Source organism: Neorhizobium sp. T25_27 (assembly GCF_002968565.1).
Classification (GTDB): domain Bacteria; phylum Pseudomonadota; class Alphaproteobacteria; order Rhizobiales; family Rhizobiaceae; genus Neorhizobium; species Neorhizobium tomejilense.
The window spans coordinates 1-14,168 of record NZ_PVBJ01000009.1; the positions used below are offsets into that span (position 1 = coordinate 1).

The 14,168-nt window shown below is 64.3% G+C and carries 22 protein-coding genes; 20 read left to right on the forward strand and 2 right to left on the reverse strand.

Annotated elements, in window-relative coordinates:
- From C5J24_RS22245 to C5J24_RS22260, 3 genes are all read left to right on the forward strand, one after another.
- Nucleotides 1-735: protein adenylyltransferase SelO family protein (locus tag C5J24_RS22245; RefSeq protein WP_205836967.1), on the forward strand; the 735-nt coding region annotated here is incomplete at its 5' end.
- Between the two features lie 276 nt (nt 736-1,011).
- The gene (locus C5J24_RS22250; RefSeq protein ID WP_205836968.1) at nt 1,012-1,671 is read left to right on the forward strand and encodes a hypothetical protein; all 660 of its coding nucleotides are present in this window, start codon (nt 1,012-1,014) and stop codon (nt 1,669-1,671) included.
- Between the two features lie 220 nt (nt 1,672-1,891).
- Complete coding sequence (locus tag C5J24_RS22260; RefSeq protein WP_105421063.1) at nt 1,892-3,190, forward strand: DNA-packaging protein; 1,299 nt, start codon at nt 1,892-1,894, stop codon at nt 3,188-3,190.
- A gap of 28 nt (nt 3,191-3,218) precedes the next feature.
- Here the strand turns inward: C5J24_RS22260 and C5J24_RS32585 are convergent, their stop codons facing one another.
- On the reverse strand, nt 3,219-3,344 hold the full coding sequence (locus tag C5J24_RS32585) for a hypothetical protein (protein WP_256384740.1): 126 nt from the start codon (nt 3,342-3,344) through the stop codon (nt 3,219-3,221).
- Nucleotides 3,345-3,502: 158 nt separating this feature from the next.
- Between C5J24_RS32585 and C5J24_RS22265 the strand changes: the two genes are divergently transcribed.
- The 13 genes from C5J24_RS22265 to C5J24_RS22330 all read left to right on the forward strand — a co-directional run bounded on the left by C5J24_RS22265 (nt 3,503) and on the right by C5J24_RS22330 (nt 11,269).
- Nucleotides 3,503-4,111 carry a hypothetical protein gene (locus C5J24_RS22265; RefSeq protein ID WP_105421065.1) on the forward strand — a complete coding sequence of 203 codons (609 nt, stop codon included), beginning with the start codon at nt 3,503-3,505 and terminating at the stop codon, nt 4,109-4,111.
- Nucleotides 4,112-4,182: 71 nt separating this feature from the next.
- Nucleotides 4,183-4,497, forward strand: coding sequence for a Dabb family protein (locus C5J24_RS22270; protein WP_105421067.1), 315 nt, complete (start codon nt 4,183-4,185; stop codon nt 4,495-4,497).
- A gap of 39 nt (nt 4,498-4,536) precedes the next feature.
- The gene (locus C5J24_RS22275) at nt 4,537-5,724 is read left to right on the forward strand and encodes a phage portal protein (protein WP_105421069.1); all 1,188 of its coding nucleotides are present in this window, start codon (nt 4,537-4,539) and stop codon (nt 5,722-5,724) included.
- Nucleotides 5,725-5,778: 54 nt separating this feature from the next.
- A complete protein-coding gene (locus C5J24_RS22280; RefSeq protein ID WP_105405091.1) occupies nt 5,779-6,057 on the forward strand; it encodes a CopG family ribbon-helix-helix protein in 279 nt (92 codons plus the stop codon).
- Entirely contained in the window at nt 6,054-6,359 is a 306-nt protein-coding gene (locus tag C5J24_RS22285; protein WP_105421071.1) for a type II toxin-antitoxin system RelE/ParE family toxin, read from the forward strand. Before C5J24_RS22280 ends, C5J24_RS22285 begins: the two co-directional genes overlap by 4 nt.
- A 210-nt stretch (nt 6,360-6,569) precedes the next feature.
- A complete protein-coding gene (locus C5J24_RS22290) occupies nt 6,570-6,905 on the forward strand; it encodes a DUF6107 family protein (RefSeq protein WP_105421073.1) in 336 nt (111 codons plus the stop codon).
- A 212-nt stretch (nt 6,906-7,117) separates the two neighbouring features.
- Nucleotides 7,118-7,699, forward strand: coding sequence for an HK97 family phage prohead protease (locus tag C5J24_RS22300; RefSeq protein WP_046607690.1), 582 nt, complete (start codon nt 7,118-7,120; stop codon nt 7,697-7,699).
- Nucleotides 7,696-8,961: a phage major capsid protein gene (locus tag C5J24_RS22305; protein WP_105421077.1), complete on the forward strand. Its 1,266-nt coding sequence runs from the start codon at nt 7,696-7,698 to the stop codon at nt 8,959-8,961. The genes C5J24_RS22300 and C5J24_RS22305 overlap by 4 nt, the downstream gene beginning before the upstream one ends.
- A 162-nt stretch (nt 8,962-9,123) precedes the next feature.
- The gene (locus C5J24_RS22310; protein WP_105421079.1) at nt 9,124-9,693 is read left to right on the forward strand and encodes a head-tail connector protein; all 570 of its coding nucleotides are present in this window, start codon (nt 9,124-9,126) and stop codon (nt 9,691-9,693) included.
- The gene (locus C5J24_RS22315; protein WP_371674740.1) at nt 9,693-10,025 is read left to right on the forward strand and encodes a phage head closure protein; all 333 of its coding nucleotides are present in this window, start codon (nt 9,693-9,695) and stop codon (nt 10,023-10,025) included. The genes C5J24_RS22310 and C5J24_RS22315 overlap by 1 nt, the downstream gene beginning before the upstream one ends.
- On the forward strand, nt 10,022-10,420 hold the full coding sequence (locus C5J24_RS22320) for a DUF3168 domain-containing protein (RefSeq protein WP_105421081.1): 399 nt from the start codon (nt 10,022-10,024) through the stop codon (nt 10,418-10,420). Before C5J24_RS22315 ends, C5J24_RS22320 begins: the two co-directional genes overlap by 4 nt.
- 14 nt (nt 10,421-10,434) lie before the next feature.
- On the forward strand, nt 10,435-10,764 hold the full coding sequence (locus C5J24_RS22325; RefSeq protein ID WP_172724100.1) for a DUF1778 domain-containing protein: 330 nt from the start codon (nt 10,435-10,437) through the stop codon (nt 10,762-10,764).
- Between the two features lie 4 nt (nt 10,765-10,768).
- Entirely contained in the window at nt 10,769-11,269 is a 501-nt protein-coding gene (locus tag C5J24_RS22330; protein ID WP_105421085.1) for a GNAT family N-acetyltransferase, read from the forward strand.
- Here the strand turns inward: C5J24_RS22330 and C5J24_RS22335 are convergent.
- Entirely contained in the window at nt 11,266-12,477 is a 1,212-nt protein-coding gene (locus tag C5J24_RS22335; RefSeq protein ID WP_245446759.1) for an MFS transporter, read from the reverse strand. The genes C5J24_RS22330 and C5J24_RS22335 overlap by 4 nt on opposite strands.
- 106 nt (nt 12,478-12,583) lie before the next feature.
- Here C5J24_RS22335 and C5J24_RS22340 point away from each other — a divergent pair, with 106 nt between their 5' ends.
- The 4 genes from C5J24_RS22340 to C5J24_RS22355 all read left to right on the forward strand — a co-directional run bounded on the left by C5J24_RS22340 (nt 12,584) and on the right by C5J24_RS22355 (nt 14,164).
- On the forward strand, nt 12,584-12,991 hold the full coding sequence (locus C5J24_RS22340; protein WP_105421089.1) for a phage major tail protein, TP901-1 family: 408 nt from the start codon (nt 12,584-12,586) through the stop codon (nt 12,989-12,991).
- Complete coding sequence (locus tag C5J24_RS22345; RefSeq protein WP_105421091.1) at nt 12,991-13,338, forward strand: gene transfer agent family protein; 348 nt, start codon at nt 12,991-12,993, stop codon at nt 13,336-13,338. Before C5J24_RS22340 ends, C5J24_RS22345 begins: the two co-directional genes overlap by 1 nt.
- A 104-nt stretch (nt 13,339-13,442) precedes the next feature.
- Nucleotides 13,443-13,601, forward strand: coding sequence for a rcc01693 family protein (locus C5J24_RS22350; RefSeq protein ID WP_105421093.1), 159 nt, complete (start codon nt 13,443-13,445; stop codon nt 13,599-13,601).
- Between the two features lie 32 nt (nt 13,602-13,633).
- Complete coding sequence (locus C5J24_RS22355) at nt 13,634-14,164, forward strand: phage tail tape measure protein (protein ID WP_105421095.1); 531 nt, start codon at nt 13,634-13,636, stop codon at nt 14,162-14,164.
- Nucleotides 14,165-14,168 lie beyond the last annotated feature (4 nt).

A 14,168-nucleotide genomic window follows, 5' to 3' on the forward strand; every position in this document is an offset into this window, starting at 1 on the left:
GTGATGAACACCGACAACATGACGATTTCGGGCGAGACCATCGATTTTGGGCCTTGCGCCTTTCTCGACGAATACGACCCGATGAAGGTGTTTTCCTCGATAGACCAGGGCGGCCGTTACGCCTATCGCAACCAGCCGGGCATCGGCCAATGGAACATCGCGCGGCTGGCGGAATGCCTGCTGCCGCTATTGGACGAGGACGAGGAAAAGGCCGTGGAAGCGGCAAATGCCGTGCTGAAGGCGTTCGGCGAGCGGTTCCAGAAAGAGTGGATCGGCGTTTTCCGGGCAAAGATCGGCCTTGCAACCGAGGCTGACGGCGATGGCGACCTGATCCAGGCGCTGCTGGCGACCATGCACGAGGGGCAGGCGGATTTCACGCTGGCTTTCCGGCGGCTTGCCGATGCGGCGGAGGGCGGGGAAGAGGCGTTCCTCAAGTGTTTTGCCGATGCCGACAAGGCGCAGGTCTGGCTTGCGGACTGGCGCAAGCGGTTGACCACGGAGGCACGGCCGGCCGGCGAATTGGCTGCCGCCCTGCGCTCGGTCAACCCGGCGGTCATTCCCCGCAACCACAAGGTCCAGGAAGCCCTTTCGGCCGCCAATTACGGCGACTTCAGTTTCTTCGAACGGTTGCTGGAGGCCCTGGAAAAGCCATTCGAGGAGCGGCCGGAATTCTTGGGCTACATGCAGCCGCCGAAGCCTGAGGAGCGGGTGACGCAGACGTTCTGCGGGACGTGATCCGCCCGTAAATTAACTTTTGCTAATTAGGAAAATAGTCCTTGACGGCGTGACGGTTGTTTGGTAGGTTCTAGGCACAGTCGAAGAATTGCGCCGGTGGATAGCCGGTGGCAAGGCTTCCAGTCAAATTGGCCCGGTCCCAAAGCCGGGCCTTCTTTTTATCTCGACAATCGGCAGCGGGGACGCGCAGCGACCAGAAACGGACGCGGCGGGATTTTCTGCGCCGAATTTTTGGCCCTCATTTGGCTCCTGTTTTGGCCCCCGGGGATATCCCAGATGGATGAATTCGAGACGTTCGATCCGGCGCTTTTCGGGCTCTGGACGGAGGCGCCCGTCTATGGCGACGCGGTCGTTATGGACGATTCGGCGTTGGTCGACGCGGTGCGCGGCGTGCTGCTGGAGATCAAGTCGGCCGAGGGCGCATTCTCTCCCGGCGAGGAACTGCGGCGGCTCTTGAACGAGATGACCGTCGAGATGCGCGACCAGTTTTCAACCTTTCGGCGGATGCGCACCTCGGCGGAGGTGGCGCTCACAGATGGCGACGACGCCGCCCAGAAACTGGCGCGTGCCGATGTGAAGGCCGCGACCGACGCCATGTCTCTGATCGTCCGCACGCTCGAAAAGGTCGACAGCCTGCAGCGCCAGCTCGCCCGCGACCGCGACGAGGCCGCCGAGCGCGATGCGGATGAGGGTGGGTATGAGGAGGCCAAGGTCCGCTTCCTGAAAATGATCGAGGATCGCGCCAATGAAAACGCCTATCGGCTTTTCGAAGCATGGAAGCGGGATGGACCGCCGCCCCTCGTCTTGGAGAGGTTTGGACATGCGTCCTCCGAGCCAACGGACCTTGCTGCGAGCGCAGGAGAAGATCGCGGTCAAGGCCTCGAAGGGGGCGTCGGGGTTGAACCGGGGCTTGTGGACAATCACGGCTGCGCGTGAGGAATATCGCGAAGCCATTACGAAAAGCACGGCCTTGAGCAATGCGATTGGGCAAGGGAACGCCGGGCGCGGCAAACGCCCTCTGATCTCCCCCCTTGAGGGGGAGATGTCACCAAAGGTGACAGAGGGGGGTGGCGCCGCGAACTCAACTGCCGAAGAGTGTGCCGCAGCACCCCCCTCTGCCCTGCCGGGCATCTCCCCCTCAAGGGGGGAGATCGGTATGCCGCACGGGTCTGCTCCTGTAAGCGAGCACGCTCCGGAGCGGAATGACGATTCAGACACCTCTCTGATCGGCTTTACACCCGCTCATGAACGCGACTGGGATATAAAGGGCCGTCCCGACCAAAAGCCGCCGGCTGGCGACTGGCGCACCTGGCTGATCATGGGTGGACGCGGCTCGGGCAAGACGCGAGCAGGCGCGGAATGGATCCATGGGCTCGCCTCGGTCGGCAGCAGGTCGGATCTCAGGATCGCGCTGGTGGCGGAAACGCTGGGCGATGCCCGCGAGGTGATGATCGACGGGGTGTCCGGCATCTGCCAGATTGCACGAAAGAACCGGCCGGATTTCGAGATTTCGCGCCGGAGGCTGGTCTGGCCGAACGGAGCGATCGCGCAGATCTTTTCCTCGGAAGATCCGGAGAGCCTGCGCGGCCCACAGTTTCATTTCGCCTGGTGCGACGAGCTCGCCAAATGGCGGCATGCGGAGGAAACCTTCGACATGCTGCAGTTCGGGCTCCGGCTCGGGGCCGATCCGCGCCAGCTGGTGACGACGACGCCGCGGCCGGTGCCGATCCTGAAACGGCTGATCGCCGATCCCGGCACGCAGCTGGTCCGGATCTCGACCCAGGCCAATGCCGGCAATCTTTCTCCCGGCTTCATTTCGGCGCTGGAGGCACGTTACGGAGGAACGAGGCTCGGACGGCAGGAACTGGCCGGCGAGCTGATCGAGGACCGCGAGGACGCGCTGTGGAAACGGGTCGACCTCGAAGCCTTCACGATCCGCTTTACCGGAGCGCTCAGGCGCATCGTGGTCGCCGTCGATCCCCCTTCGGGTTCGGGCGAACATTCCTGCTGCGGCATCGTCGTGGCCGGCCTGGAGGCGAGCGGCCGGGCGGTGGTGCTGGCCGATTGTTCGGTCGAAGGCAAAACCCCGGCGGGCTGGGCGAACGCGGTGGCGCGCGCCTATGCGCGCTTCCAGGCGGACCGGGTGGTGGCCGAGGTGAACCAGGGCGGCGAGATGGTGACGGCGATGCTGAAAAGCGTCGACGCAGGCCTGCCGGTGACGATGGTACGGGCAACGCGCGGAAAATTCCTGCGCGCCGAGCCGGTGGCTGCCCTCTACGAACAGGGGCGGGTGGCGCATGCCGGCCGGTTTGCCGAACTCGAAGACCAGATGTGCGATTTCGGTCCGGACGGCCTGTCTTCAGGCCGCTCGCCCGACCGGCTCGATGCGCTGGTCTGGGCGCTGACGGCGCTGATGCTGGAAGGTCATGGAGAGCCGCGCGTGCGCGGTGTTTGAGCGCGGCTCGCGCTTCAGGTGATGATGATCAGCGCGGGGTAACCGGCTTCGGCTGGGCGCTTTCGCGCATCTGCTTCCACTCGGATTCGATCCGCTCGACGACATGCTGCGGGATCGGCTTGGAAGGGGCGGCCGGTGCGGGCTGCTGCATCATCATGATCTCCTGTTGTTTAGAAAGCCGACAAGAACGTCGTGTGGAGCCGTTGGTTCCACATCATTAGAAAAAAGTAAACTGCCGCCTAAGGGCTTAAAACGATTTAGTTTTTCTAAACCGATTGAAACCCGGTAGCGCGGTATGGGAGTAGGCTCCAGATGGCTCACAACCGGCATGCTTTCTTTGATTTGGTACGCACGAAGCTCTTCAAGGGCCGGCTGGTCACCGGTCAGGTGGAGGGGCTGACAGTGATTCTCGACGCTTGGCAGGCAAGGGTCGGCCAGGGGGAGGCGCAGCCGCTCTCCTATGTGCTGGCGACCGCCTTTCACGAGACGGCCGCCACGATGCAGCCCGTTCGCGAGACCCTGGCTTCCAGCGACAGGTCGGCGATTGCGCGGCTGGACGAGGCTTTTGCCGCGGGCCGGCTCGGGTCGGTGAAGACGCCCTACTGGCGGCCGGACGCGGAAGGAAAAAGCTGGCTCGGCCGCGGACTGGTGCAACTCACCCACAGGCGGAACTACGAGGCGATGTCCGCTGTGACCGGGATCGACCTGGTGGCCGATCCGGGCCGGGCGATGGAAATGCCGGTCTCGGTGGCGATCCTGATCGAGGGCATGCGGCGCGGCAGTTTCACCGGCCGCAAGCTCGGCGATTATTTCGGGCAAGGGCGAGCCGACTGGGTGGGCGCCAGGAAAATCATCAACGGCAACGACCGGGCGGACCTGGTGGCGCGGCATGCGCGGGTGTTCGCCGAAGCGCTGCAATAGGCCGCGCAATAGGCCGCATTGTCGCCGGTGGCAGCCCGTGATAGCGAGGCCTCCGCTTTGCTGGAGGTTCCATGATACGCCACATCGTATTTTTCACGGCGCAAACGGGCGAGATCGAACGGGTACGGGCAGGTCTTTCCCTGCTGACCGGCAACCCGCATGCGCTGACCCTGGAGATCGGCACCAACGTGAAGAGCGACCAGCTCGGCAACGAGGTCGACCTGGTGGTCTACGGCGAATTCGAGGATGCGGCGGCGCTTGCCGCCTACAAGGCACATCCGGTCTATCAGGCCTCGATCGATATCGTCCGCCCGATCCGCGAAATGCGCATTGCGGCCGATTTCAACAGTCAAAGTGCGGTGAAATCGCCCCTGCCGCTTCCCTGAAGCGGGCCCTGGCGCCCGCGAGCGAAAAGGACAGTCACGATGAAATCTCCATTCCGGCGCCCGTGGTTTTCCACGGGTGGGCGACAGGCCGTGCCCGAAATCCAGGGAGCCGACACCCGAAGGGCCGAGACCAAGACGGCCTCCGGTTTCGCGATCGTGTCTGGCGAGGGAGCGGCGCAGTGGTCGGGGCGGTCCTATGCGGCGCTGGCGCGGGCAGGCTTCATGAAGAACCCGGTTGCCTATCGGGCGGTGCGGATGATCGCCGAAGCCGCCGCAGCCGTGCCGTGGCTTGCCTATGACGGGGCGACGGAGCTTGCCGAACATCCGGCGCTGGCGCTGTTGGCGCGGCCGAACGGCCGGCAGGGCGGGCCTGACTTTTTCGAGGCGCTCTACGGGCACCTGGCGCTTTCCGGCAATGCCTATGTCGAGCCGCTGTCGATCGGCGGGAGCTTACGCGAACTGCATCTGCTCCGGCCCGACCGGGTGAGCGTGGTCGAGGGCCGCGACGGCTGGGTGGCGGGTTACGATTATCGCGCCGGCGGCACCACGCGGCGGCTGCCGGCCGAGAGCGATGGTCTGGCGCTGCTGCATCTGAAACTGTTTCATCCGCTCGACGACCATTGCGGCTTTCCGCCGCTCGGGGCGGCGGGTGCGGCGCTCGACCTGCACAATGCGGCGGCGAGCTGGAACAAGGCGCTGCTCGACAATTCCGCAAGACCTTCCGGCGCGCTGGTCTACCAGCCGAAGGACGGCGGCAACTTGTCCGCCGACCAGTACGAGCGGCTGAAGGACGAGCTGGAGGCGGGTTATTCAGGCGCCGTCAATGCCGGGCGGCCGCTGCTGCTCGAAGGTGGGCTCGACTGGAAGGCGATGGGCCTGTCGCCAAAGGACATGGATTTCATCGAGGCCAAGAACGGCGCCGCCCGCGACATAGCGCTCGCCTTCGGCGTGCCGCCGATGCTGATCGGCATTCCCGGCGACAATACCTATGCCAATTACCAGGAAGCCAACCGCGCCTTCTACCGGCTCACCGTGCTGCCCTTGATTGCGCGAACGGCCGCGAGCTTTTCCGCCTGGTTGTCTGAAGCTTATGGGGGCAGGCTGCGGCTGGAACCGGACCTCGACCGGATCGCCGGCCTTTCCGCCGAGCGCGAGGCGCTGTGGGCGAGGGTCGGTGCGGCGGCGTTCCTGAGCGACGAAGAGAAGCGCGAGGCGGTGGGGTATTAATCCGTAAGCAACGGGTGTAGATTGTAATACGTCGTATTACAAATGGAGGCTCTGATGGCCAAGCCCGTTCTTTCAGACCCGATCACGCTGCGCCTGCCGCTCGACATCCTTGAGGACATCGAGAAGATCGCTGAGACAGCGGACAGAAGCCGATCCTGGGTGATCGTCCGGGCGCTGAAAGCCTACCTGACCACGGAGGGAAGCGAGCTTTTGGAAATTGCCGCGGCACGCCAGGACGTGCGCGACGGCAAGGTCATGGATATGGACGATCTTCTCGACGAACTGGATGGCTTGAATGCTGCGGATGAAAAATCCAGGACCGATGCCGCATGAAGAAAGTCCGCATCTCCACGATGGCTGCGGACTACATCAGGTCCGAGCGGACCTACCTCGGCAGGTTCAGCGCTCCGGCGGCGCGGGAACTGAACAGGAAATTGCGGAATGCCCGGTCGCTTCTGTCGCAGCATCCGGAGGTCGGCAAGGTCAAGCCGGGCTCCAATGGCGTCAGGGTCCTGGTCATTGCGCCCTATCTCATCGAGTACGAAGTCGATTCCGACGGCGTGCTGATCCTGATCGTCAGGCACGGCAGGCAGGATGATCGGCCCGATGAGGACGAGGACGTCTACGCGGAATAGACGGGCGGCTTGGCGTTTGCTCAACGCGTCTGTTGCCACTCACTCAACTTGCGAAGTGCCGGACTCAACTTGCCAGCAGGTAGCGCCAAGCGATTCTGAACATTCATGGAAACTGGATCCGCCGACCCTGGGTCGAGCACGGAACGGCTGGTGCATGGCTGCAGCGCCGTTCGGTCCATATGCGTGCATCATAAACAAGAGAGATTAAAAATGGCTGACCTCGGAAACGATCCGGGCGCCCTGGCCGGTATCTGGGCCGCCAAGGCGGTGGGAGCTACGGCGGGAGCCGGCGTGTCGCTGATCTATCTGTTGCCGAAGAGCCGCCGCGAGGCAGCGAGCCGGTTTCTGACGGGCTTGAGCTGCGGAATGATCTTCGGCGGGCCGACCGGGCTTTGGCTGGTAGAAAGGCTGGGGATCGGCGGGGAGCTTTCCGGCGCGGAAGTGATGCTGACGGGGTCGGCGGCGGCCAGTCTTTGTGCCTGGTGGGTGCTCGGCGCGCTAGCGAGGATCGCCGTCAGATATGGGGGACGGGGCGGCGGGACTTAACTTCGGTCTTCGCCCGGAGCCCCTCATCCGCCTGCCGGCACCTTCTCCCCGCATGCGGGGAGAAGGAAGTACGACGCGCCCGTTTCCCTCGTCTCTGACGCCGTTGGCATGCCAGGGCGTCACCGCGTGTTCCTTCTCCCCGTGACAACGGGGAGAAGGTGCTGGCAGGCGGATGAGGGGCTGGCTCCAATTCAATCGCTAGGAGAATACCGATGCACGCTTATCGCGGGCCGCGCCCGAACGCGCGCAAATTTGCCAATCTGGAACTCGCAGGCATTACCGGCGACGGGGTGTTTTCCGGTTATGCCAGCGTCTTCGGCGAGGTCGATCTCGGCAAGGATACGATCGAGCGCGGCGCCTTCCGCAATTGCCTCGTCGAGCGCGGGGCGATGGGGGTGCGGATGCTCTACCAGCACGATCCTTCCGAGCCGATCGGCGCCTGGCGGACGATCCGCGAGGATGCCCGCGGGCTTTATGTCGAAGGCATGCTGTCGCCGGGCGTCGCCCGCTCCCGCGAGGTGCTGGCGCTGATGAAATCGGGCGCGCTCGACGGGCTGTCGATCGGATTCCGTACGGTCAAGGCCCGCACGGACGCCAAGACGGGCGTGCGCAAAATTCTCGAGGCAGACCTTTGGGAAATCTCGGTGGTGACCTTTCCGATGCTGCCATCGGCTCGGGTCTCCAACGTCAAGCATGCGCGGTTCTTCCGCGACAGGGAAACCGAACTCGTCCGCCAGATGCGGCGGGCGGCGAAGATGATGATGAAATCAACCTTCAAAGGAAAAGCGATATGACGGAGCAGGCGAGAACGATGGCAAGCGTAGCGCCCGAAGTAAAAGCCGTGCCGGAAACGGTGACGGCGGCCTTCGACGAATTCATGGAGGCGTTCGAGGCCTTCAAGGAGGTCAACGACCGGCGCCTCGGCGAGATCGAGCAGAAGCTGACCGCCGACGTCGTGACCCGCGACAAGATGGACCGCATCAACCGTGCCGTCGACGACCAGAAGAAGGTGCTCGACCAGCTGGTGCTGAAGAAGGCGAGGCCGCAACTCGGCCGCGGCGGTTCGGAGCTTTCGGCAGAGGCCGTGGAGCACAAGACGGCTTTCGACGCCTATGTGCGGCGCGGCGAGGAAAACGGTCTGCGCGAACTGGAGGCCAAGGCGTTTTCGGCTGGCAGCGGTGCCGACGGCGGTTATCTCGTGCCGCCGGAAACCGACACGGAAATCGGCCGGCGGATTTCGGCGGTCTCGCCGATGCGGGCGCTCTCGACCGTGCGCACGGTATCTTCCGCCGTGCTGAAAAAGCCGTTTGCGGCGGCCGGCCTTTCCACCGGCTGGGTGGCGGAGACCACGGCGCGGCCGCAGACCAATACGCCGCAGCTCACCGAACTCTCGTTCCCGACCATGGAGCTCTACGCCATGCCGGCGGCGACGCAGTCGCTGCTGGACGACTCGGCGGTCGATATCGAGGCCTGGATCGCCGGCGAGGTGGACATCGTATTTGCCGAGCAGGAGGGCGACGCCTTCATCCGCGGCGACGGCACCAACAAGCCGAAAGGATTTCTGTCCTATCCGACGGTGGCGGAAGGCTCCTGGAGCTGGGGCAATATCGGCCATATCGCCACCGGCGTTGCGGGCGGCTGGAAAACGACAGGTCCTTCGGACACGCTGATCGAGCTCGTTTATGCGCTGAAGGCCGGCCATCGCCAGAACGGCACGTTCATGATGAACCGCAAGGCGCAGGGCGATATCCGCAAGTTCAAGGACGGCGACGGCAACTATCTCTGGCACCCGCCGGTATCGGCCGGCCAGCCGGCCTCGCTGATGGGCTTTCCGATCGCCGAGGCCGAAGAGATGCCCGACGTGGCGGAGAATTCGCTCTCGATCGCGTTCGGCGATTTCCGCTCCGGTTATCTCGTCGTCGACCGGGCGGGCGTGCGCATCCTGCGCGATCCCTATTCGGCGAAACCCTATGTGCTCTTCTACACCACCAAGCGCGTCGGCGGCGGCGTGCAGAATTTCGAGGCGATCAAGGTGGTGAAGTTTGCGGCGGCATAATTCTGCCTCCGTCATCCTCGGGCTTGACCCGAGGATCCCTCCTTTCTAGCGTGGCGCCTCTCCGCATTGATACCCATCGGGCTCGGCCTGGATCCTCGGGTCGAGCCCGAGGATGACGGAGTATGCGGAGCCGGCGTCGGCCAAGCTCACCCCGGGATCCCCATGACCTACGCCCAAACCACTCCGCCTTCCGCGGAGCCGCTGACGCTTGCCGAGGTGAAGGCGCATCTGCGTCTCGATGGAAGCGATGAGGATGCGCTGCTGGCCTCGCTGATCAGCACCGCCCGCGAACACCTGGAGCGGGAGACCGGGCTTTGCCTGATCTCTCAAGCCTGGCGGCTCTATCTTGACCGCTGGCCAGCGGACGGGGTGATCCGGATTTCGAGATCGCCGGTGCAAGAGATTCAGAACGTTACGGTTTACAACGCTGACGGCACGGCGCTTGAAGTTCCACTGGAAGATCATCTGCTCGATGGCAAGGGCCGGCCGGCGCGACTGTGGCTGAGGCACCCGCCGGCGCCGGGCAGGTCGGTCAACGGCATCGAGATCGACTTTTCGGCCGGTTTCGGCGAGGCGGGCACCGATGTGCCGGACACGCTGAAACGGGCGATGTCGATCCATATCGGCCACATGTTCGCCTTCCGCGGCGTCGTTTCGCCGGAGAACCAGCCGGCCGGCATTCCCGACGGCTACGAGCGGCTGATCGCACCCTTTCGGATGCGGAGGCTCTGATGGTCCTGTTCTTCGATCCCGGGCTGATGACCGCAAGGCTCGACCTCGAGGCGCCGCAGGCGGTGCCGGACGGGCAGGGCGGCGCGACGGTGGCCTGGGAGGTGACGCTCTCGCTGTGGGCACGGATCGAGCCGGTTTCGTTCGTGGTAGCCGAACAGGCGGCCGCAGAGACCGGCACCATCAGCCACCGCATCTGGGTGCGGTTTCGCGATGGCATTTCAGCCGGGCAGCGGTTTCGCAAGGGCGCGCGGACCTTCCTGGTGAAGCTGGTGCACGATCCGGACGAGACGCGGCGTTATCTCGTCTGCCAATGCGAGGAGGAAACGCGATGACGGCGGGAAACGCGCTTCTGCAGGCGATCCATCAGACGCTTGCCAATGATGCGGCGCTGACCGCGATCGTCGGTGCCGACGGCATCCGCGACCGGCTGCTGCCGCGGGCAAAGCTGCCCTGCGTGGTGTTCGGCGAGATGGAGACACAGGATTTTTCGACCGCCAGCGAGGCCGGCGAGGAACATCTTCTGGTTCTGGAAATCTGGTCGGATGGCGAGGGACGGCGGCAGGCACAGGAGATCGCCGGCCTGCTGCACGCCCTGCTGCACGATGCGGCGCTGGCGCTGGAGGGCGCGGTGCTGGTGAACCTGCTGCAAGTGGGCACGAGGACGCGGCGAGAGCCGAAGACGAAGTTCTATCTGGCGGAGATGCGGTTTCGCGCGGTGACGGAATAATGAAAGCCTGATCATTGAATATTTCGCCGGAGATGTATATACAATGTATGTGCATTGAGGTGATGGCAATGGTAGCCCTTCGGAAAAGCGAAACGATCAATTTGAGGATTGATGCCGGCACGCGGGACGTGATTGCCCGGGCCGCCGAGATTTCCGGCAAGTCGCTGACCGCATTCATGACCGAAGCGGCCTTTGCAACAGCCCAAAAGGAGCTTTTGGATCAGCGGTTCATTGGTGTCGACGCGACTGTCTTCGATGCCGTCGAGGATCTGCTTGGCGAGCCTGCTCAGGTCAATGAGAAGCTCTCGGCTCTGCTGAAATCGAACCGGAAATGGCTCGACTGAGCCCATGTATCGCAAACCGGCCCCGCTGAGTGAACAGCATCAGCTTGGAGAGTTCGATAGCGGCAAGCCGGTTCTCGATGTTTTCCTGAAGGAGATGGCGCTTCACAATCAGGCGAAGGGTTACACACGGACCTTTGTGATTGCCGACGCCGATTTTCGGATGGTCGGTTATCACTCGCTTTGCGCCGGCATGATTTCGCGTGAAAAAGCGCCCCCTCAGGTAAAGGGCCATCAGGCGCCAGGCGAAATTCCGGTGGCATTGCTGGCCTGGCTTGCCGTGGATCGGCGGCACCATGGGCAGGGGCTGGGTGGCGAACTACTGAAGAACGCTCTTCTGGCGGTGGTCGCGACCTCCGAAGTGGTGGCGTTCCGGGCAGTGATGGTTCATGCGCTCGACGATGAGGCAACAAGGTTTTACCTCAGATACGGTTTCCGCCAGGCCAAGGGGCTGGATCGGACCTTGCTGTTGCCGGTCAAGGATATCATCGCGTCAATCAGCGATTAAGCGGCCGCCCGCGCATTCGCCCGCCGCACCAGCCCCACCAGCATCAGCACCAATACCAGCGAGATTGCCGAGAGCACGGCGCCGGTCACCAGCGCCGCGGTGACGCCGGCACGGTCGAGGATGGCGGTGAAGATGACCGGCGCGGCGGCAGTGGCAAGGTTCTGCGGCAGCGACAGGCGGGCCGATTGCAGGCCGAATTCGCGCGGTGAGAAGAGCGACAGCGGCAGGAGTGCACGGGCGACTGCAAGCACGCCGGTGCCAAAGCTGTAGAGCAGCATGAAGACCACCAAGACCGGGGCAGAGGACGTGACGGTCGCGGTAAGCAGGAAGCTGAAGAGGATCAGGCCGGTGCCGACAAGCGAGGTGAGCAGCGCATTGCCGCGTCTGCCGAGAGCCATGTCGACGAAGCGGGCGGAAACGCCGATCGCGCCCCGCGCCGAGCCGAGCTGCAGCGCAAGCGCCGGCGAGGCGCCGGCCTGTTGCAGCAGGGCCAGCAGCGAGGGCGACAGGCCGAAACTGATGAACGAACTGATCGCGGTTGCCGCCGCCACCAGGAAAAAGGCGCGACGGCGTTCCGGCGGCGTGAAATCGACAGGGGCCGTATCCGTGGCTTGGGTCTGCTCGTTGCGGTCGATCGGTTCGGGAAGGCCGAACAGATAGAGCGGCAGGCAGATGAAGAGCTGCAGCATGGCTGAAAATACGAACGTCATCCGCCAGCCGACGAGATCGTTCATCAGCGCCAGGAGTGGCCAGAAAATGGTCGCCGAAAGCCCCGTGAACAGCATCAGGATGGCGATGATGCGCTTGCCGTCCAGCCCCTCCCGCTCGACGACCGCCGTATAGGCCGGCGCCGACAGGCCGAGCGCACCGCCGATGCCGATGACGATCCAGGCGAGGCCGTATACCAGGATTTCGTGGGCGCTCGCGAGCAGCAGCAGGCCGATCGCGAAGATGACGGATGCGCCGGCCATGACTTTTGCGGCACCATGGCGGCCGAGCAGCCGCCCGGTCGCGGGACCGGCAAGCGCACTCACCAGCATCATGATCGACAGGCCGAAGAAGACGACCTCGTTCGGAAGGTCAAGTTCCGGTGCGACGATGCGGCCCATGACCCCGAGCATATCGAAGGTCGTGCCCCAGGAAATGATCTGGGTGACGGCGAGCACGGCGATCGTCTGCGCCGAGCGCAGCGGGAGAATTTTGGGCATGGCGGCGGAAGGCATTCGCGAAAGGGATGGTTGAGCGCCCGATGCTCTAGCACCGCTTTTTACGGTGCGGAAGCGACAAACGGATAACAGCGGAAAGGACTTCCACATGGTGGCGCAGAAGGGCAAGGCCCTGCTCTTGAAGATCGACAATGACGGCGCGTTCCTGACGGTGGCGGGGTTGCGCTCGAAGCGGCTCGCCTTCAATGCCGAGACCGTCGATATCACCGATGCCGAAAGCGCCGGACGCTGGCGTGAGCTTCTGGGCGGCGCCGGCGTGCAGCGCGCTTCTCTGACCGGCGCCGGCATTTTCAAGGACCAGGAAAGCGATGCGCTGGTACGGGCTGCGTTTTTTGCCGGCGGCATTCTGGCCTGGCAGATCCTGATCCCCGCCTTCGGCACGTTGACCGGACCATTCCAGGTGACGGCGCTCGAATATTCCGGCGAGCACAACGGCGAGATCCGCTTTGAACTGGCCCTGGAATCGGCCGGCAGCCTGACCTTCGGAGTGCTGTGATGGCGGGCGGACACGCAAACCGCAGGCGCGGCGAGGTGGAGGCGGTGATCGATGGCGACCGCCGCATTCTCTGCCTGACGCTCGGCGCATTGGCGGAACTGGAAACGGCGTTTTCCGTCAGCGACCTCAACGGGCTGGCGGACCGGTTTTCCTCCGGGCGGCTGAAGGCGGCGGACATGATCCGGCTGATCGGTGCCGGCCTGAGAGGCGGCGGCAATCTCTTCTCCGACGACGAGGTGGCGGCGATGAGCGTCGAGGGCGGAATTTTAGGCTACGCGCGGATTGTCGGCGGCCTGCTGGCGGCGACGTTTGGCGCTCCGGGCGGCGAGGCCGCGGCAAACCCTTGAGTGCCGCAGCGGGAATCGGAGCAGTCGCAGGAGGAACTTCGAGTGGGTTCTCTGCCGCAACTGCGATCGAAGAGGCGAGGCGACCGTTTCCGTGGGATGCGGTGATGCATGCCGGCCTCTGCCTGCTGCGGCTTCCGCCAAGGGATTTCTGGGCGCTGACGCCGACCGAGTTTTCTGCCATGGCCGGCGGGCTGAGGGGACGTGGCGCGGGTCTGGAGAAGGTGGGGTTGGAAGCGCTGATGCGGGCGTTTCCGGACGCTTGAGTTAGGGCCGCGGCGACAAAAGGGAGTTCACCATGGAAGACGACAATAGTTTGGCCGGCACCCTGTCCGGTGCGGAGGCGCTGACCGGCGTGATGGCGGATCTCGAAGTCCGCTCGCAGCGGTTCGGGGCGGCGCTGACCGGGGCGCTCAGGTCCGCGACGACAGGCGGGCGCGGGCTCGAGGACGTACTCAAGGGGCTCGGCAACCGGCTTTCGGACATCGCGCTGGCCGCCGGCCTGAGGCCGCTGGAAAACATGCTGGGCAATGCGATCGGCGGGCTTGTTGGATCGGTGACGCCATTTGCCGACGGTGGTGTCGTGCGTTCTCCGAGCTTCTTTCCGATGGGCGGCGATATGGGCCTGATGGGCGAGGCGGGGGCGGAAGCGATCCTGCCGCTTCGACGCGGGCCGGACGGCGCGCTCGGCGTTGCGGCGGCGGGTGGGGCCACGCAGCAGATCGTCTTCAACGTGACGGCGAGCGATGCCGCGAGCTTTCGGAAAAGCGAAGGGCAGATTTCCGCCATGCTGGCGCGCAGCGTCTCGCGCGGACGGCGTGGTTTGTGACGAT